The sequence below is a fragment of the Desulfovibrio biadhensis genome (genome assembly GCF_055388615.1).
On record NZ_AP042477.1, the window covers coordinates 2,712,273 to 2,731,363 of the forward strand.

The following is a 19,091-nucleotide window of genomic DNA, read 5'->3' on the forward strand; positions in this document are numbered from 1 at the left end:
CTCGGGGATGACAGTACGTACTTACCCACTTTTATCTTGGTGGCAGGAGTTGTGGCTTCGCAACAAGTTGCGCAGGGGAAGAGGGGAACCATGGGAAAGGCGCCGCCCTTTCTTCCTGTCATTCCCACGCAGGCGGGAATCCAGTATTTATTTCCAGCGTTGCCATCAAACGAAGATAAACGACAAACCTGGATCCCCGATTCCTCGGGGATGACAGTGCGTACTTACCCACTTTTATCTTGGTGGCAGGAGTTGTGGGTTCACAACAAGTGGCGCTGGGGAAGAGGGGAACCATGGGAAAGGCGCCGCCCCATCTTCCTGTCATTCCCGCGCAGACGGGAATGACAGGGGGGAAGCGCTAGAAACAATAGGAAAGTCGTCGCAGCATATACTGTTTAACGCACACCACGCAGGAACTCGCCCACGGCCTGTGCTCCTTTTTCTTCGAACACGCGGATTGCCTGGCTGCCGATGACGGCGATGTCCACCTTGCCCCGCAGGTAGTCTACGTCGGACTTGTCCTTGACGCCAAACCCCAGAGCAAGGGGCAGTGACGTGGCCTGGCGGGCGCGGGCAAGATAATCTCCCAATTCAAGGCTGAAGTCGGTCTGTTCACCTGTTACGCCCTTGCGCGCAACGCAATAGATGAATCCTTTGGCCTCGGCGGCGATGGCCTGCATGCGTTCCAGCGTTGAGTTGGGAGCGTATATGAAGATGGGGTCCAGCCCGTTTTCGGCCATGGCCGGGAGGTAGATGTCGCCTTCTTCCAGGGGCACATCGGCGAGAATGGCGCCCTTTATACCGGCTGCGGCTGCCGCCTTGGCAAAGGCAGCCGGGCCGTATTTGAAGAAGATGTTGTAATAGCTCATGAAAAGGAAGGGGATCGGGTGCCGCTTCGCCACTGTTTCTGCAAATTCAAGACATTGGGCAACCGTGGCCCCATTGGCGAGGGCTCTTTCGTTGGCGCTTACGATGACGGGCCCGTCAGCCTGTGGCTCGGTAAAGGGGATTTGCAGTTCGATGAGGTCCACCCCGGCTGCGACCATGGCGTCAACGATATCCATGGAGTCCTGGAAGCTGGGGTAGCCCATGACGATGTGCGTCATCAGCAGAATGCCCTTTTCATTGCATTTTTCTCGGATGTAGGACTCAAGCACGGTAGGCCTCCGCTTTCTTCTGTATGAACTGTTCCCATTTTGGATCGGAAAGGGCGTCGGCCACGGTGAAAATGTCCTTGTCGCCCCTGCCGGACTGGTTGATGATGATACTGTCTTCAGGAGACATTTCTGGGACTTCTTTGAAAGCCTGCACAAAGGCATGGGTGGATTCCAGGGCCGGGATAAGCCCTTCTTTGCGCATGGTGAGTTTGAGCGCCTCCACGACTTCGGCGTCTGTGGCGGCTTCAAAGCGTACGCGCCCTTTTTCATAGTGGTCGGCAAGGATGGGGGAGACGCCCACGTAATCCAACCCTGCAGCCACGCTGTGGGTATCCTTCATCTGTCCGTCGGCGTCCTGCAGAAAGTAGGTTTTGAAGCCTTGCGCCACGCCGAGGGAGCTGTCGTCCCATGCAAGGCGGGTGGCGTGCTGGCCTGTTTCTTTGCCTTTGCCGCCGGCTTCCACTCCGACGAGGGTAACGTCATCGTCGAAAAAGCCGCTGAAGATGCCCATGGCGTTGGAACCGCCCCCGACACAAGCGTAGACACGCGCCGGCAACTTGCCAGTGGCGGTGAGGATCTGTTCCCGGGCTTCGGTGCCGATGATGGACTGCAGCCAGCTGACCATTTCCGGAAAGGGGTGGGGGCCGCTGGCAGTGCCGAACACGTAGTGGGTGTCATCCATGTTTCGGGCCCAGTCGCGGAAGGCTTCGTTGATGGCGTCCTTCAGGGTGCGGGAGCCGTTGCGAACAGGCACGACTTCGGCGCCCATGCGCTCCATCCAGAACACGTTGGGGCGTTGCCGCTCCACGTCTTCCTCGCCCATGTAGATGGTGCAGGCAAAGCCGAATTTTGCGGCCATGGTAGCCGTTGCAACACCGTGCTGGCCAGCGCCGGTTTCGGCAATGACGCGGGTTTTGCCCATGCGCTTTGTGAGCAAGCCCTGCCCCATGACGTTGTTGGCCTTGTGCGCGCCGGTGTGGTTCAGATCCTCGCGCTTGATGTATATCCTGGCTCCTCCAAAGTGGTTGCTCAGGTTTTCGGCAAAGGTCAGGGGTGTGGGGCGGCAGGAATATGTTGACATTATAGAGACATACTCGCGCCAGAATTCAGGATCATTGCGCGCGTCGTGATAGGCTTTTTTGATTTCTTCAAAAGTGGCGTGGAGTATTTCGGGAATGAAAGCGCCCCCAAATTGTCCGAAGTAACCGGGCTTAGGCATGGTTGAAGCCTCCAATCTGTTGGGTGAAAACGAACTGGTCCGTGCGGCACCAGAGGGTTGAAAAAACAGCGCCAGGCGCGCCGACAAAGTGCAGAAAGCGGCTGACGGCCAGGATGGGCTTGCTGCGGGGGTACTTAAGCAAGCCGGCCAGGCGCTCATCCTGGTAGCGGATGCGGAACCGTTGTTCCGCCCTGACAAGCTCAAAGCCATATTCTTCCGCCACAAGGCAGGAAAGGGATTGCCCGCTCAGGTCCATGGTTTCAAGGCCAGGGAAACGTTCGGGATCGAGGAAGATATCTTCCACAAGCACGGGACTGTTATCCAGGCGGCTCAGCCTGGTAAGGCAAACGGTCTGGCGCCCCAGAAACGGGTTGTCTGGCTCGCCATGAGCGCGGAGCAGTTCTGGTCCTGAAACAAGCTCCACATCCAGGCTGCACCCTGTTTCCTGCAAAGCCTCCAGGGTGCCGGCCAGGGAAAAAAGGTCAACGGATTCAGGCTGTGGTGCAACAAAGGTTCCTGATCCGCGTTTACGCACGAGAAGCCCTCTGCGCACGAGGCTTTCCACTGCCTGACGCACTGTAGGGCGCCCGATGCCGAAGGTTGCCACGAGCTGATTTTCCGAAGGGATACGCTCCCCAACGGGGTGCAGCCCCGCACGGATCTCGGCAAGAAGTATCTCGGCGAGCTGGTGGTACAGTGGCAATGGAGATGCAGGATCCAATTGTTGTTTTGTCATGGGGATGGTATAAGGGGTAGTTGTAAAGTTGTCAAGACAACTTTTGTCCATTGCACACCCAAATATCTGAAGGAGAAATCAAGAGCAAGCCATTGGGGGGTGCGCTCAATCCCCGCCCCCCGCTTACCATTGGAGCGGCCAAGGTCGGGAGTAGATCAACTGACTGCTCCCGTGCCATCACCACGCGACATTACTGGCGAGTCACAATGGCCTGCAGGCAATGGTCTTTAGAAGTGCGGTCTTCGTGTATGTGCCTTTGGATTAAAAAACGCCCCCTGCGCTTGACGGCGCAAGGGGCGTTCTGGAATTGCTTTTATAGGAAGCGGTTATTCAGCGGCGGCTTCCTCACCATGGGCAGGCGTTTCCTGCACAGGTTCGCTCTTGCAATCTTCGGCCTTTTTGGCGTCTTTCTGCTTGGCTTCTTCGTGTGCAGCAGCCGGGGCGGCCTTTTCAGGAGCATGTTCGGGGTAGAGCTCGCTTTCCTTGGGGGCAGGCTGCACAGGCGTTGCAACAGGAGGGTTCTCCTCCAGCAGCTTAGCGATGTCGGCGCCTTCGATGGAAGTGAGGGCAGAGGTTTCAGCTGCAGGGGCTGCGGCTTCTTCAGCAGCAGGAGCAGCAGCTTCCTTTTCCTCGCTCTTCTTCGTCCAGCCGGCAGGCTTTTCGCCCTCTTCTTCAGCTGCCTCATCCTGGGCTGCCTCTTCCTGGGCTACCTCTTCCTGGGTGGCCTTGTCGGCTTCAGAAGCGGCGAGCTCTTCCGTGGCTTCTTCAACCTTGGGAGCTTCTTCGGTCTTTTCTTCTTCAACAGCAGAGGCGATGGCGCCTTCCAGCTTGCTCACGCCTTCTTCCAGCTTGCTGACCACACCATCCACAGCCTTCATGGTCTCAGATTCGCCCTGGCTGGGTGCGGCTTTTTCAGCGTGGGCTTCTTCGTGGGCAGGTGCAGCGGCTTCTTCTGCATGAGTGGCTTCTTCTTCAGCTGGTGCGGCAGCTCCTGCTTCGTGCGCAGCTTCTTCTTCGGCAGGAGCAGCAGCTTCCTCTGCGTGGGCGGCTTCTTCTGCCGGTGCAGCGGCTTCAGCAGCGTGGGCGGTTTCTTCTTCTGCCGGTGCGGCTTCTGCAGCAGCAGCCTTGCCCTGCAGTTCAGCCAGCAGAGAAGTGATCTGAGCCAGCTTTTCCTTTTTGCCCGCATCTTCTACGCGGTCAGCCAGGTTCTGGGCCTTTCCTTCCATTTCGGCCAGCTCGGCCATGACAACCTGGTCTTCAAGAGTTGCTATACGGGCAGGCAGTTTTTCCACTTCTACCAAACGGGTGTTCAACGCGGCCACAGATTCGTTGAGAGCCTTGCCCTCATCTTCCAGCGTTGCGATGCGGGTCTGAATACCGTCAGTACTGTCCGTGATCATGCCTTTCAGGCTGAAATACAGGACGCCAACCAGAACAATGGCCACGATGGAAAGGACCAAAGAGGTGTTCGCAATGCTTTTGCTTGTGCGAACAAAGCTTAAATCCAGTGGTGGCTGCTGGGGGGCGTTTTGCGTCTCTTTCTGATCGCTCATGGCGCTTCCTCGTTCTTGTGTTGTCTGTTGGGGAGGTTAGCGGCAAGCAGCCGCACTCCTTCATGTACTAGAAACATTTCCGCCACAACGGGCCAGGCCCGTCAGGTGCCGCATCCTGTCATCAGATTTGCAGCCGCGGCACAAGTATAGGGTCTCAGAGGAATCATAGTGAAACGGCAGGGGGGAGTTTGGAAAAGATATGTCCTCATGTCAAGGCTACAATTTTGCAGTATCTCCCTAACCCACCGTTTTACAATTCCTTTTCAAAAGCTATTTTGCCGGTGGCGTAGTGATGCACAAGGCCACAGGAAAATGTTTGAGCAGGGAGGCAACGGGTATCGGCCCTCCTGGCTCGCGGGGGGTGAATGTTTCCCCAGTGAAGATGTTCTGTAGGCTGGCCCCTTTTTCCAGGGGCAGTTCGCAGTAGGTGTCTTGCCATATTTTGTCCAGGGGGAAGCCATCTTGCATCAAGTGCGCTGCTTTTCTGGGAAAAATAGTGGCGCAGGACTGCCCCTCAAAGGTTCTTGTGAAGCCGAAAAGATGGCCGGCACGCGCGCCGCTGAAGCCCAGGGGCGCATACTCGCCATGACGAAAGATCAATGGATTGGCATTACGAGCAGCCAGCCCGCGCCAGAGGGTGAAGAGCTTGATCTTTCCATCTTCCGGCGTCGCCAGCAACGAGGCCAGCAGTTTTTCTGGATCGGTAGCAAACGATTGCTCCATGTCCTGGAGATTTTTGTCCCGGGCGGCAAAATCCACGGGTCGCCTGTTGTCTGGATCTACAAGAGAAAGATCCCAGTATTCGGTGCCCTGGTAAATGTCCGGAACACCTGGCGCCGTGAGCTTGAGGAGCAATTGCCCCAATGAATAGAGCATGCCCAGTCGGGTTGTTTTTTGCTGCAAGGGTTCGAACTCGCGGAGAAATGCATTGCGCCCCGGTTTGAGAATGGCGTCCACGAAACGCAACAAAGCCTCTTCGTATTCTTCGTTGGGCGAAATCCAGCCCGAGCTTTCCTTGCCTTCACGCACGGCCTTTATCATGTAGTCACGGATGCGGCCGGGATAGGATATTCTCTCGTCTTCGTCCTTGGAATCGGCCGGCCAGGTCGCCAGCAATGTCTGATACAGGAAGAATTCATCATTGCGCGTAGGTGCTACGGGGTCCCCCCCGTTTTGCACGGTGCGCCGCTTGCGAGCGTTGATTTTGTTGAAGCGTCTGAGCGCTGCCTGGTACTCGTCGGGTATTTCAGCCAGGGCCGCCAGCCGCAGACGGGCATCTTCGCCTCGTTTTGTATCATGGGTGGCGGTTGCATTCATGGTGTGCGGCCAGAGCTTGCCGCGCTCCTGCAGAAACGTATGCACTGCTTCGGGCGCAAGGCCAAAGACAGAGGCTTCACTGCCCACCTCGTTAAGGCACAAAAGACGATTCATGACATACAGGGTAGTGTCTTCCACGCCCTTGGCCATGAGCGGCCCCGTATATTGCTGAAAGCGCATGACAAACTGAATCCAGAGGCGGCGATCCTCTTCGCTGATGCTTTCATCAAAATCCAGGATCAGAAATCGCTCGAGAAAATCCAGCTCGGAGGAAAGCTCGGGGTTCTTGCGCCGTGTCTGCCGCACTGCAGAGCGGATGTAGCTCAGATCTGCGGGGCGGAAGGCGTCATGCGAAATGTAGGTGCGGTATACCGGAAAGTTGACCAGCAGTTCCGTAATGGCGCGTTTCAGGGAAAGCAGGGTTATGTCGAATCCGCGGCGGTCCCGGCTGGAGACGCGGTTCACCAGCCGCGCAAGGTTTTCCACATCCCCCGCCATGTGGCGTTCGATTATCTTGCGCTTGTTGCGCGCCACCAGTTTGGCCAGGGAGCGACGCTGCCCAATGAACGAAACGTAGATGTCGTCGATTGCCTTTTCGTTTTCCTGGGGAACGAACAGGTTGCAGGCCGCTGCAGTGAAGTCATACCCCGTCGTGCCCTGAATCGGCCAGAACGATGGCAAGGGCTCTTCATCCATGAGGATTTTCTCCACCACCAGGTACGCGTCGGGGGCGTTTTCACGCAGCCGTTTGCAATAGGTGGAAGGATCATACAGTCCGTCGATATGGTCCACGCGCAGTCCGTCAAAGGAGCCGTCGGCAATATATTCGAGAATCAGTTCATGGGTTTTTTCAAAGACCTTTTCTTCTTCAACACGCAGGGAGATCAAATCGTTGATGCTGAAGAAACGGCGGTAATTGATTTCTTCTCCTGCAACTTTCCAGAAAGAAAGACGGAACAACTGCTCGCTTAGCAACTGGTTCAGCAGATCGTAGCGTTGCGACTTGCCCCCGTTTGTGTCGGATTCAGGAATGTCTGCCTGTTCGCCATTGAAGGCGGCCAGCCCCGCATCTATGAAGTGGCGCACGGAATCGCTGGTGGAGTACAGTTCATGGAGCATGCGCTTGATGAAATGAATCTGGTAGTGGCGCTCTTGCTGCGCCTGCTCCTGGGGCAGGCCTTTTACTGTGTAGAGAATGCCCAGAAGCTTGATATAGTCCGTGTCCTCACGCCCCAGCTCGTTTCGTAAGCGCTCCAGCCCGTGGGTAAGAATACGCTCGTACGATGCCAGCCGGACAGGAAAACGCAGGTCGTAGTAGCTGAAGTAGAAGCCGTTTTCATCGAAGCCAAGGCGGATTTCCCCTTTTTCCAGGGTATCGCCATAGAAGCCGCCGAGAAAAGGGGCCAGCATGCGCCCCTGGATGCTTTCAAGGGGGTGGTCCCAGTCTATGTCAAAGAAATCGTAAAAGCGTGATGCTTCGCCGCTTTCAAGCACATCCACAAGCCAGGCGTTGTTGCCCGTCACAGCCATGTGGTTGGGCACCACATCCTGCAGCCACCCCAGGCCCTGTTTTCTGATGGCGCGGATACAGGCTTCAAAGCCTTCCCGACCGCCAAGCTCAGGGTTGATGGCCGTCGGGTCGCACACATCATACCCGTGTTCAGAGCCGGGGCGGGCCTGGAAAATTGGGGAAGCATAAATCTGCTCCACACCAAGACGGGCCAGATAAGGCGCTATTTCAGTGCATTTTTCAAAGTCAAAATCCGGTGTGAATTGCAGTCGGTACGTACTGAGTGGCGCTGTCATCGCAACCTCACGTTCAAAAGATCGCCCAGGGCGGAGAAGCTTTCCAGCAGGGCGGTCGCTTCAGGTGAGCCTTTTTCCGCCTGCTGCTGCATGTGTACAAAATGTTTTTTCCACATGGTGAAATAGATATTCTGTGCTTTCCAGTGGTGCATGCCCAGGGGCAAAGGTCGTAAATGTTCGAGCACCTGTCGAATGGCTTCGATGCGCTCGGGGTTCAAAGGATGCCCTGCAATATCCTCCATGCTGCGGTTGATCCACCCTGCGGCCTTGAAGCCAAGGGTCTGGCTGTCCAGAACCAGATGCCACTTGTTTGCTTCGCCTATCAGCGCGTCCAGCACCTGAAGGTCGATGTCCGTATTGTCAAAGAGGCGCTTCAGGTCGTTGTTCACCACGTAGCGCGCAGCGTCCATGAAGTGGCTTGGCGGTGGAATATGCAAGTGGTCCAAAAAGTTGAGAATGGTGTAGTTGCTTTCGTAAATCTGGCGATAGCTGGCTTCCGCCATGGAGTAGGCCGGCTCCAGCACCTCGTCCACCACCATGCGCTGTTCATCGCGGAACAGGTGCCAGATGGAAAAGGTGTTTCTGCCGAAATGCTCGTCCATCAGGCGGATGGAGTCTGTGATGTCGCCGCGTTCAAAGGATGCGCGCAGGTCCTGCTCCATGGAGCGGTAGCTTTCAAGGTCCACAAAAAAGCTGACCCCGCAGGTGACATTGTGGTCGCCAGGGTGCAGCACCGCAAATTGAACCACGGAATGTTCGCGCGTAATGAGCGACGTCATGCGCGCCTTGCCCGTTATAAGATTCGAGCGGCCGGCAGTGACCTTGTTGTTGATTTCCGAAACCATCTGGTAGCTGGCAAAGTCGTATTCTTCGGGATGCTCCTGAAAGAGCGAAGTAATGGCGTAGTGGGCAGCGACGCGCAGCAGGTCCACCTTGGCGGGTTTTGCATGCCGGCGATAGGCTTCCGCGCCGTTTGGCAGCACGTTGCTGGGAGCCTTTTCCAGGATAGTGAGGAAATCCTCCTCCAGAAAATTACCGCTCAGCTCTTCCGCCAGTTGGATGGCGCGGACTGCGTACTGGAGAATCTGGACCGTCTCAATGCCCGAAATTTCATCAAAGAACCAACCGCAACTTGTGTAGATAAGCTGTCCAAAACGCTGCATTTCAAGCAGCTTTATGGCCAGGATGGTTTCCTGGGGAGTCAGCTGGTTTGTGGCGTGCCGGTTCATGAAGCGGCCCACCTCTTCCGAGCTGCGGTCGAGCATGACATTGATGTAGTCTTCCCGCGCTTTCCAGGGGTCGCTAAAATAGGATGGCGCGTACTCTTCAAACACATTCGCCAGCTTTAACCCCAGCCAGTTCACTGCCTCGCGCAGCGGTGTGCGCCAGGCCTGTGTCCACCCCTGTCGCATGCCGGAGTTGCACCCGCAGTCGCTTTTCCAGCGCTCTACGCCATGGATGCAGCTCCAGGAGGAATTGTCAAAGAACTCAGCCTCGAATTTCGGGGGGTGTTTGGCCAGGTACAGGCCGTAATTGATGAGCTCCACTTCTGGGTCGTTTTCTACGAGGGAAAAGGCCCAGGAAAGAGCCATTTCACCGGAAGAGTGGTGATGGCCGTAAGTTTCACCGTCCGTGGCCAGGTGCACAAGCTGGGGCCAGTCGCGGCCGTCATCCGTAAAGGCGGCCATGAGCCGGGATTTGAAGGCCTCGCCGCTTTGCAGCATGTCGCCAAACGCCAGGTCCTGGGAGATGGGGCCGTCATAGAAAAAGAGCGTAATGGTGCGCCCTGAAGGCAGGGTGCAGCGGTACGGGGTGGTCGGGTCCACATTGGAGCCACTCACATCCAGCCATTCTCCTGCGTTGCCCTTTTCTATGCGCCGCACACGGGATGCCTGGCGGGGCGCCAGGATCGTGTATTTAATGCCCATTTCGGCGATCACTTCCAGGGTCTCGGTATCCACAGCGGTCTCCGGCAGCCAAATGCCTTCCGGATCGCGGCCGAATCTTTTGTGAAAATCCTCTATGCCCCATGCCGCCTGGGTCTGTTTGTCTCTACGGTTGGCCAGGGGCATGATCATGTGGTTGTAAACCTGGGCAATGGCCGAGCCATGCCCCTCGAAATATTTGCGGCTGAGTTTGTCGGCTTCGATGATCGCCGCATAGACTTCAGGCTGGTGGCGCTCCATCCAGGAAAGCAGGGTGGGGCCGAAGTTGAAACTCATCCTGGTGTAGTTATTGATGATGTCGATGATGCGTTGTTCATCGTCCAGGATGCGTGAGCAGGTGTTGGGGCCGTAACATTCGGCGGTAATGCGTTCGTTCCAGTCATGGTACGGCGCGGCCGAGTCCTGCAGCTCCACTTCCTCCAGCCAGGGGTTTTCACGCGGGGGTTGATAAAAATGTCCATGAATACAAATGTATTTCGTCACATTCTCTCCTCTAGTGTGTATAGCACAGCGCTCAAGGGCGGCAGTGTCACAACTCCCTGCGCCGTTTCGGGCAGTTGTGTGCCCGGGCCGCCGAAGGTTGCGTCGCTGGAATCGAGTTGTTTTTGCCATGTGCCCCCTCCATTGTAGAGGTCCAGGTTCATATCGTGCCCGGATGCATTGTCCAGGTTGAAGAGCCCGAGGGCGTGGACGCCGTCCATGCTGCGTCTCAGTGCGAGGGTTTTTGATTTGTTGCCGGGCCAGGCAAGTGTCGCAGGTTTGAGACCGCTTGAAAGCGCGGGCAGTTCTCTGCGCAGGCGCAGGCATGTGGTGTAGAAATCCAGCAGTTCCTTGTGGCCGGGCATTTTGCGCTGCTCCCAATTCAGGGTGGATTTACGCATGGTTGTCGCATCCTGGGGGTCAGGTGCTTCTCCTTTCCAGGAAAAGTGTTTGAACTCGCGCTTGCGCCCTTTGCGCACTGCGTCTACCAGCCCCTGGTCATGGTGGGAGATGAAATAGAGAAACGGCGCGGTTTCGCTATACTCTTCACCCATGAAAAGCATTGGTGTTCCGGGAGCAAAAAGCAGCAATGCCGCCGCCGCCTTTTGCGCCTCCAGGGGGAGCAGGGCCGAGAACCTATCGCCGAGCATGCGGTTGCCGGTCTGGTCATGGTTCTGGATGCAAAAGATATGCGCCTCACCCGGCACCAGAGACGCATCAGCTCCATAGCGGTGTTTGCGGAAAGGGGAATATTCGCCCTGATAGCCGAAGCCGAAGCGGACAGCCCTGGCTATGTCCTCCATCTCGCCGTAGTCTTGATAGTAGCCATGGCGCTCTCCCGTCAGCAGGGCGTGCACCGCATGGTGAAAGTCGTCGCTCCATACGGCGTCCAGTCCGTATCCACCCAGCCCGCGGGCAAGAACCAGCTTTGGATCGTTGCGATCACTTTCCGCTATCAGCACCGTGGAGCGGCCTTCGTTCTTTTCGAACTTGCGCACGGCCGCAGTCAGCTCCGCCAGCAGATGTACGGGGCGCTCGTCAAAAATGGCATGGGTAGCGTCCAGGCGCAAACCGTCTATGTGGTACTCGCGCAGCCAGAAAAGCGCGTTTTGAATGAAGAATTCCCGCACGCCGTCGCTATGGGGACCGTCAAAATTCAGGGCCTCGCCCCAGGGCGTTTTGTACGCGTTAGTAAAGTAGGGGGCAAAATCCCGCAGGTAATTCCCCTCAGGGCCCAGGTGATTGTAGACCACGTCCAGAATCACGGACAACCCGCGCTCATGACAGGCCGATATAAGGCGTTTGAAGCCTTCAGGGCCGCCGTAGCTGTGCTGCGTTGCATACGGGTAGACACCGTCATAGCCCCAGTTGCGCGAGCCCGGAAACTGGGAGACGGGCATGATCTCCAGGGTGGTGACACCCAGGCGCGCCAGATCGTCCAGGCGTTCAATGGCTGCGTCAAAGGTCCCCTGGGGAGTAAAGGTGCCGATGTGCAACTCGTAGATAACGCTTTGGTTCAATGGCTTGGGCGCAAAGTGTTGGCATTGCCAGGTGAAGGCTTCATGATCCACCAGCGCCGAGGGACCATGCACGTCATAGGGTTGATAATGGGAAGCCGGGTCGGCCCGGATGGTCTTGCCGTCGAGGTTGAATCGGTAAAGATCGCCGTTTTTGAGCCCCTGGGCTTCCACGGTGAAATACCCGTGGTCGCGGCTGGCCATGGGCAATGCTTCACGCACTGTGAAGTCGTAAGGATCTTTTGGGGGTGTATTGTCAGGGTGTTTAAGCAACTCCAGCTTGACCGCCCGTGCTTTTGGCGCCCAGAGGGTGAAAAAGTAGCGTTCGTACCCTGTTTTGTATGGTCCAATGAGCATGAATAAACCTCGCTTCAGAATGGCTGCGGAGAACGTGCGCCTGCCTTTCCAGCTAGACGTAATAGCACAGTTCGCTGCCAATGGTAAGGGCGGCTTATTACAGTTCCGAGACGGAGGTGAATATGTGGGGATTGTCGCTGCGGCATCCCCGATGCTGCAACGCCCGCCCCTGGGGTGTCAGGTTGCTTGCGCCGGGTCAGCTAGCTTCAGGCATAAAGGCCAGAACGCCAAGGGGGGGCAGTGTCAATTCCAGGCGGTATGGCCATGAACCTAAATCTGCCTGGCGTGCTGCAACCCGACCTGCATTACCGACATCACTGCCGCCAAACATTTTGGAATCGGAATTGAAGACTTCCAGCCAGTCTCCGGGGGAAGGGCACCCCACGCTGTATATCTCGCGTTTAACAGGAGTGAAGTTGAAGACCCAAAGCATGGAGGGGTGGCCCGAGGCCTTGCGCATAAAACTGATGACCGAGGCTTCATGGTCGGTGAAATCCACCCATTCGAAGCCTGTCCAGTCATGGTCGCAGGCGTATAAGGCAGGGTAAGCACTCTGCATTCGGTTCAGCTCGCGCACCATGGCCATGATGCCTTGGTGCTGGGAAAATTCGAGCAAGGACCAGTCCAGTTCGGCCTGGGAATTCCATTCGTTCCACTGGCCGAACTCGCCCCCCATGAAAAGGAGTTTTTTGCCAGGGTGGGCCCACTGGTAAGCGAGCAGGGCCCGCAAGTTGGCCATTTGCTGCCACATGTCGCCGGGCATTCTGGACAATAGCGAGCGTTTACCATGCACCACTTCGTCATGGGAAAGGGGCAGAACGAAATTCTCACTGAAGGCGTAAAGCATGGAGAAGGTCAGGTTATTGTGGTGGTAACCGCGGTGGATGGGGTCTTTACTGAAATATTCCAGGGTGTCGTGCATCCACCCCATGTTCCATTTGAACGTGAAGCCCAGCCCCCCCGTATATAAGGGGCGCGAGACACCGGGCCAGGCCGTGGATTCTTCCGCCACCATTATGGCGCCAGGGTAGATGCCGTGCACGGCCTTGTTCAGGTCTTTGAGAAAGTCGATGGCCTCTATGTTTTCCTTGCCGCCGAAGGCATTTGGGACCCATTCGCCCTCGTTGCGCGAATAATCCAGGTAGAGCATGGAAGCCACGGCGTCGATGCGCAGGCCGTCGTTATGGAATTCTTTGAGCCAGTAAAGGGCGTTGGAAAAGAGGAAGCCACGGACTTCATGGCGGCTATAGTTGAAGATATACGTTCCCCAGTCCGGATGTTCGCCCTGACGCGGGTCTGCATGTTCGAACAGGGCGGAGCCATCAAAGCGCCCCAGACACCATTCGTCCTTGGGAAAATGCCCTGGCACCCAGTCCAGCAGCACGCCCAGCCCAGCCTGGTGGCAACGGTCCACAAATCTTTTGAATTCTTCCGGCGTACCGAATCGAGAGGTGGGGGCGAAAAAATGCGTTACCTGGTAGCCCCAGCTTTCATCCAAGGGGTGCTCTGCCAGGGGCATGAACTGGATGTGGGTGAAGCCGAGCTCCAGAACATAGGGTATGAGTTGTTCAGCGAGCTCGTCCCAGGAGAGGAAGCCTGCACCGCTGTTCTTGCGTCGCCAGGAGCCGGCATGCACTTCATAGATACTGACGGGGCGCTCCAGGGGGAGCCCATGTTTACGGCGCGCCTGCATCCATTCTTCGTCCTGCCAGGTATAGTTGTCCAGGTCCCATGTGCGGGAAGCAATGCCGGGGCGCACCTCTGCAAAAAGTGCGAACGGGTCGGTTTTGTAAACTATGCGTCCCGATTGCTGTTTGATGCCTAGCTTATACAATTGCCCTTTTTCAATACCGGGAACAAAAGCGCCCCAGATGCCCGAAGTGCCAACAGGATACAGGGGCAACTCGCCCCAGCGCCAGTCGTTGCACTCTCCGGTAAGGTGTATTTCCTTGGCGTTAGGCGCCCAGACAGCGAAACGATAGCCGCTTTTCCCGTCCTGTTCCCAGGGGTGAGCGCCCAGGATACGGTAGATATCCCAGTGTCGCCCTTCGTTGAAAAGGTGCAGATCAAAAGGAGGAATGTAGAGCGGATATGTGGTTTGCGTAGTCATGGTGCGCTCGCTGTGGGCTTTTGGTTCGAGCAAAACAACCCTCGCAAGGTATGCATGCTCTTATGCAATATGCTGCAGCAATCTTACATTGTTGCAGGGGGTGCCTTGATGCAAAGCGAAAATGCGCTTGCGCTGCGGATTACGCCGTGGCGAGTTCAACCTCGCCTTCCAGTGTGGCGCCGTCGGGAATTGACGTGTTGCTGTCGGCGGAAATACGCACGTCGCCGCGCAGGGCGACATTGGCGCCAAACCATACGTCGCCCACCACTTCCAGGCTGTCACAGTCTACAAGGGATGGTGGTCCGGCGGCAAAACGCTGCTGAAAGTCGTCGATCTTTTTGAAATACTTGGAGTCGAGCTGGATTTGGGGCATGGGGCGCGTACGCTCCGGCGTGGGGGTGAGCGTGTCGTCCTCGTTGCGCACATAGCAATCAGACTGCACCAACAGCAGGTCGTTCGTTGTCTTGACAGGGGCGAAGCGCGTGCGCGGTACCTCTATGGCGGCAGAGCGTTCAAAGGCAGAAATGGCTGCGCCCATGGCGGTTTCTATCTGGTAAACCTTTGGAGATTCAGGACTGCGGGGGTCGAGGGTCTTGGGATTCACGATGAGGTCGAGCGGCATCATATGGTGCTGCAAAAACACCTGTTCCAGGGCGCGCAGGTCTATCCAGAGCGAGTTGGTATTGAAGAACTGGTGGCGCTCGATATCCGTGAAGCTGGCCATGTCCTCGTCCGGGCACTGCGCGACTTCACGCAGGGTAAGCCGGTCGGAATGGGCGAGCTTGGCCAAGTGCCCCCCTTTGCGGTCGGAGGGGGTGCGGCGGGCCACTTCCATGAGGAACTCCAGCCGCTCCTGAGCCATGAAGCCGAGAATGGCCGGGTCCATGACTGCGCCAAGATTGTCCGAGTTGGAGACAAAGGCGTAGATGAACCCTTTGCGCAACAGCTTGTCCAGAAGTCCGGAAGAGACCAGGGCGGAGTAAATGTCGCCATGTCCCGGTGGATTCCATTCCAGTTCGGGATTGTCCGGCCAGTTGGCGGGAGAGAGGTTCTCCTGCAGCACCTTTGGAAAGCGGTTCTGCACAAACGCCGTGGGAATGCCGGCCGGTCCGTTATCGAAATTTTCAACGTGGAGCATGGTGTCCACGTGGGTCTTGAAGCTGTTCATCAGCACCAAAGGCAGCGAGGTGTCGTATTTATCTCGCATGTGGCGCACCTGCCCCAGGATGATATCCAGGAAGGTCATGTCATCTTTGAGGGTGATGAGCGATTTGGCCTTTTCCAGGCCCATGCTGGTGCCCAGCCCCCCGTTGAGTTTGATCATCACGGTTTGTCTGAGGGCGCGCTCCCCAGCTTGCCGGTAACTGCCGATGTCGTCGTAGTGGCGCACGTCTTCTGTATCCACGGGGAGGATGTCTTCCTCGCGGAGTTTGCCCGTATCGCCCTGCAAAAGCTTAGTGTAGTAGTGCTTGAATATGTTGATGACGATGGGCAAAAGGCTGTGCGCTTCCATCTTCAGTTCGAAGCCGCGGAATTTGGCGGCAACGGAGATGTCAGAAAAGTCGACGGCAGACAGGGTCATGAATCGGATCCTTGTCGGGCTTGTGTTCTCATTGCAAATGGTTGCTACTGCTTTGGCCGCAGTTCTATCACAAGAGTCTTGTCAGAACGTTTTTCCACACGCGCAACAATTGTTGGCTCGGGCAGTAAATCCGCCACCACGCGCAGCTTTGTCGTGTGCAGTCCGGTGCGCATATCCTTCACCATGGCATTGGGCGGCACCTTTTTAATCGCTGCCGGGCGTTCGTATTCGCCATGTAAATCCAGAACGAAGCGCCTGGGGTTGCGCATCTGGAAATAGGTGTACTGCCAGATGGGCTTATCCGTATTGATGGTGATGAATACCGCCTGGGCGTCCGATGTTAATGTTATGTCGGAAACGTTGTTTTGCGGTAATTTGCGCTTCTTGGGCTTGGGCTCCGGAGCCGGTTCGGGAGCCTCTGCAACCTTTTGCGGTTTGGGCGCATCGGCTTCTTCCACCTTTTTCAAGGAGCGCTTTTCTATCTGGGTCACAAGTTCATCGACGCGACTTTTGGGATCGATTTCATCCTTGCGCGTCAACTTCATGCGTTCGCCGGTGTCTTTTTCCTGATCCAGCTCCTGCTCTACGTCATTCACCATGCTGTCGGCCCGGCGCGTTTGATCCATGGCCCACCCTCCGCTGCGTCTGAGGGCTTTTTCGGCCTTGCTCATTTCCTCCGGATCTTCCCTGCTTGCTTGCGTAGCAGGGGCCTCGGGCTTGTCTTGCTGGTCGGGCAGAGGAGGTGTCAGTTCAGGCTCACCAAGAATCGTGTCGGCCTCGTTTTTTGCCTGGGTATCAGGTTTGGCGGGGCCTGCCTGGGGCGTTGCGTCCCCCTTTGTGTCAGGTGACGCATCAGGTGACGCGTCAGGTGCTGCAGCTGTTTCGGGAGGAGTGGCGCTTTCCTCAGTGGATGCGTCTGTCGCAGCAGGTTGCTCTGTCACTGGCTCATCTTGATCCTGTGAGGCCTGCTCCTGTGGCTCGTCTTTGGACTGCTCTTCCTCTTTAGGCGCAGGGGGAATCTTTACATTGAGCGCCTGACGCTCATCTGCTGTCCAGGCGCGCGTAAGCTTTTCTGCTTCACGTTGGGAGGTCCCCAAATCCTCAACGTTGGAATTCGGGATGATTTCGTACTGGTTGTACAACGTAACGCTTAAAGCCACAAAAATGACGATGAGCGCGAGGAGCAGTATTTTTCGTATCATAGCTGTTGTTTTGTATCCGGCCCCAAGAGAAAGGGGCGCTTCATATTCTATTTTTACGGATAAGCCATTAGCCAGCTCATTGTAAAGGATGTAGCGTCATTTACCGGGTATTGCGACGCTGATTTTACGGATTCGTGACGATTACGTTGTAGAGCCGCTCGTTCCATTGCAGCGGCACCAGCACTTCGGTCAGCGCTCCGCCTTTGGTCGGGTAGGTGAGCACAAACACTCCGTTGAAAAAGAATTTTATCTGGTTGCCCTGTTTTACCAGGTAGCAGTCGTTGAAATTGGCTGCATTGGTCCAGGGGAACGTGTCAGAGGAACTGGTGCGTGTGACAAATTTGGCCACGGGGTTGTTGTTGTCGTCCAGGGACATCACAAATGTGGCTTGCTCCCACGCCTTGTTGTCAAAGTGCAGACGGAAGAGCTGCACCGACTCACTGTGCAGAAAGTCATAATCCGAAGCTTTTTGCACCAGAACACGCAGGGCAAAGTCCTGGCCAGCGGTCACAGGAATGGATGCAAGCCCGGCCTTTTGGCTGATGGTGCCAAGGCTTTTACCATTCACGTCCTTGTAAACCGTCAGATTGGGGCCGTATTTGCTCACGATATCGCCAGGGGCGAAAGCGGAAAGGTCCAAAGAAAAATCAGGGTGCGCGTTGGCGGCAAGAGTGTCGGGGATGTCTGCCTGTTCACTGCGTTCGGTCTTGGGTTTTGGCGTGTAGACGCTCAGCTCCAAGGGCGAGACTTCTACGCGCATATTCAGACAATAGGTGTTGTTGCCCGGCCCACCCAGGCGTCCGTTGACCTTGGCTTCATTCAGCAATTCCTGCCGAAATTCGGGCGGGGGGACAGCGCCAGGCGCCAGGTTCTGGATGATCCGGTCCAGCGCTACGGAAGTTGCCTTGCCCATCAGGGCGCCCTCGGCGAGCCCCCCTTGCTGGAGACAGAAATTTTCCAGCGTGGCCACCACAGGGGAGACGACTTCAAACGTCTCCGGGGGAAGGGTGGCCTGCACCCTTACGCAGAGTTCGCCAAAAACATCTCCATTATAATAGGTAGGATCCCCCTTGAACTGAACCCGGTCGGCAACGGCTTCCTGATATGGCAGGGGAAGCTGCCCTTGCAGGCCGAGTTGCGTTTGGCCGGAGTAAAAGCGGGTGAAGAGCAGATAAGCGGCGTCTGAGCGGGCTTTTTCCAGCAGCGACTTCTTGATGGCCTCGATATCGCCACCTTTTTTGCCGGGCTGTTGCTGGGCAATGAAGTCGCATGCCTGGGCATCCACCACCATATTGTCCGGGGAGGGCAGTTTGGTTTCCTTGGAAAGAGCACCCCTTTTCACGGAAAAACCACGGGAAGGATACAAAGAAAAAGGGGAGCGGTACGTGGAGTCCTCTTCGGAGGCAAGTCCGTCCGTTTGCTCTTTTTGCTGTCCATCGTCCTGGGCAGCGGCATTGCCGTTTGCCTGCTGGCCGTCCTTGGCGTCCTGTTGCGCAGGTGCTTGTTGCTCGGTTTGCGCCCCTTTTTGGGTCTTTGCCTGCTCTGTTTCGCTCACTCCCGGTTTTCCCGGCAGCAAGCCCGCGGCACTGTCGTCCTGCTTTTTTTCTTGCGGGAGGGCGGCCTTGGTTTGCGTATTTGCTGCAGGCTGCGCCTGGTTTTCTGGGGCAGGCGCATTGCCAGGCCGTTTGTCATTGTAAGGGGACGTCGTACTTGTTTTTTCCGGCATGGTGGGATCACGCCAGGTGTCTTTGTTGTTGGCGCCTGTAGTGGCTCCGGCCTCCTGGCCGCTGGAAGGTGCAGGGGGAATATCCGGCCCGCACAATGCCGCGCCGCTTTTTTCCGGGCTGTCGGTCTTGCCGGTCTTGTCGGTCTGGGCCTTTGCGGCTGCAGGCTGCTGCGCAGATTGATTCGGGGGCAGGGTTTTGCCTGCAGGCCCGGATTGTTGTGGTGTTTGCCCAGCGGCAGGCGGTGCAATAACCTGTTGCGAGGCTTCTTGCCCCGCTTTTTTGGGGGCGTCAGTTCCCGAATCCGCTGCACCACTGCCAAAAGAGCAGCCTCCTAATGGAAGAACCAGGCAGAGTATAAGGGCGAGGTGTATGCGCATCGGAA

General features: G+C 56.6%; 11 protein-coding genes. All 11 read right to left on the minus strand.

Annotated elements, in window-relative coordinates; translation table 11 throughout:
• Window positions 1–395 precede the first annotated feature (395 nt).
• The 11 genes from trpA to ACZ5EH_RS11895 all read right to left on the minus strand — a co-directional run bounded on the left by trpA (window position 396) and on the right by ACZ5EH_RS11895 (window position 19,086).
• Entirely contained in the window at window positions 396–1,157 is a 762-nt protein-coding gene (gene trpA, locus ACZ5EH_RS11845) for a tryptophan synthase subunit alpha (protein WP_464274087.1), read from the minus strand.
• Window positions 1,150–2,376 (minus strand): tryptophan synthase subunit beta, encoded by a 1,227-nt coding sequence (gene trpB, locus ACZ5EH_RS11850; protein ID WP_464274088.1) that lies wholly within the window; start codon window positions 2,374–2,376, stop codon window positions 1,150–1,152. The genes trpA and trpB overlap by 8 nt, the downstream gene beginning before the upstream one ends.
• Window positions 2,369–3,163, minus strand: coding sequence for a GntR family transcriptional regulator (locus ACZ5EH_RS11855; protein WP_464274089.1), 795 nt, complete (start codon window positions 3,161–3,163; stop codon window positions 2,369–2,371). Before ACZ5EH_RS11855 ends, trpB begins: the two co-directional genes overlap by 8 nt.
• 275 nt (window positions 3,164–3,438) lie before the next feature.
• Window positions 3,439–4,665, minus strand: coding sequence for a hypothetical protein (locus ACZ5EH_RS11860; RefSeq protein WP_464274090.1), 1,227 nt, complete (start codon window positions 4,663–4,665; stop codon window positions 3,439–3,441).
• A gap of 270 nt (window positions 4,666–4,935) precedes the next feature.
• Window positions 4,936–7,788, minus strand: a complete 2,853-nt coding sequence (treY, locus tag ACZ5EH_RS11865; protein WP_464274091.1) for a malto-oligosyltrehalose synthase — start codon at window positions 7,786–7,788, stop codon at window positions 4,936–4,938.
• Window positions 7,785–10,217, minus strand: coding sequence for a DUF3536 domain-containing protein (locus ACZ5EH_RS11870; protein WP_464274092.1), 2,433 nt, complete (start codon window positions 10,215–10,217; stop codon window positions 7,785–7,787). The genes treY and ACZ5EH_RS11870 overlap by 4 nt, the downstream gene beginning before the upstream one ends.
• Complete coding sequence (treZ, locus tag ACZ5EH_RS11875) at window positions 10,214–12,088, minus strand: malto-oligosyltrehalose trehalohydrolase (RefSeq protein ID WP_464274093.1); 1,875 nt, start codon at window positions 12,086–12,088, stop codon at window positions 10,214–10,216. The genes ACZ5EH_RS11870 and treZ overlap by 4 nt, the downstream gene beginning before the upstream one ends.
• 196 nt (window positions 12,089–12,284) lie before the next feature.
• Complete coding sequence (gene glgB / locus ACZ5EH_RS11880) at window positions 12,285–14,198, minus strand: 1,4-alpha-glucan branching protein GlgB (RefSeq protein WP_464274094.1); 1,914 nt, start codon at window positions 14,196–14,198, stop codon at window positions 12,285–12,287.
• 139 nt (window positions 14,199–14,337) lie between these two features.
• Window positions 14,338–15,780 carry a UTP--glucose-1-phosphate uridylyltransferase gene (locus ACZ5EH_RS11885; RefSeq protein ID WP_464274095.1) on the minus strand — a complete coding sequence of 481 codons (1,443 nt, stop codon included), beginning with the start codon at window positions 15,778–15,780 and terminating at the stop codon, window positions 14,338–14,340.
• A 44-nt stretch (window positions 15,781–15,824) separates the two neighbouring features.
• A complete protein-coding gene (locus tag ACZ5EH_RS11890; RefSeq protein ID WP_464274096.1) occupies window positions 15,825–16,982 on the minus strand; it encodes a hypothetical protein in 1,158 nt (385 codons plus the stop codon).
• Between the two features lie 124 nt (window positions 16,983–17,106).
• Window positions 17,107–19,086 (minus strand): hypothetical protein, encoded by a 1,980-nt coding sequence (locus ACZ5EH_RS11895; RefSeq protein WP_464274097.1) that lies wholly within the window; start codon window positions 19,084–19,086, stop codon window positions 17,107–17,109.
• Between the last annotated feature and the right edge of the window lie 5 nt (window positions 19,087–19,091).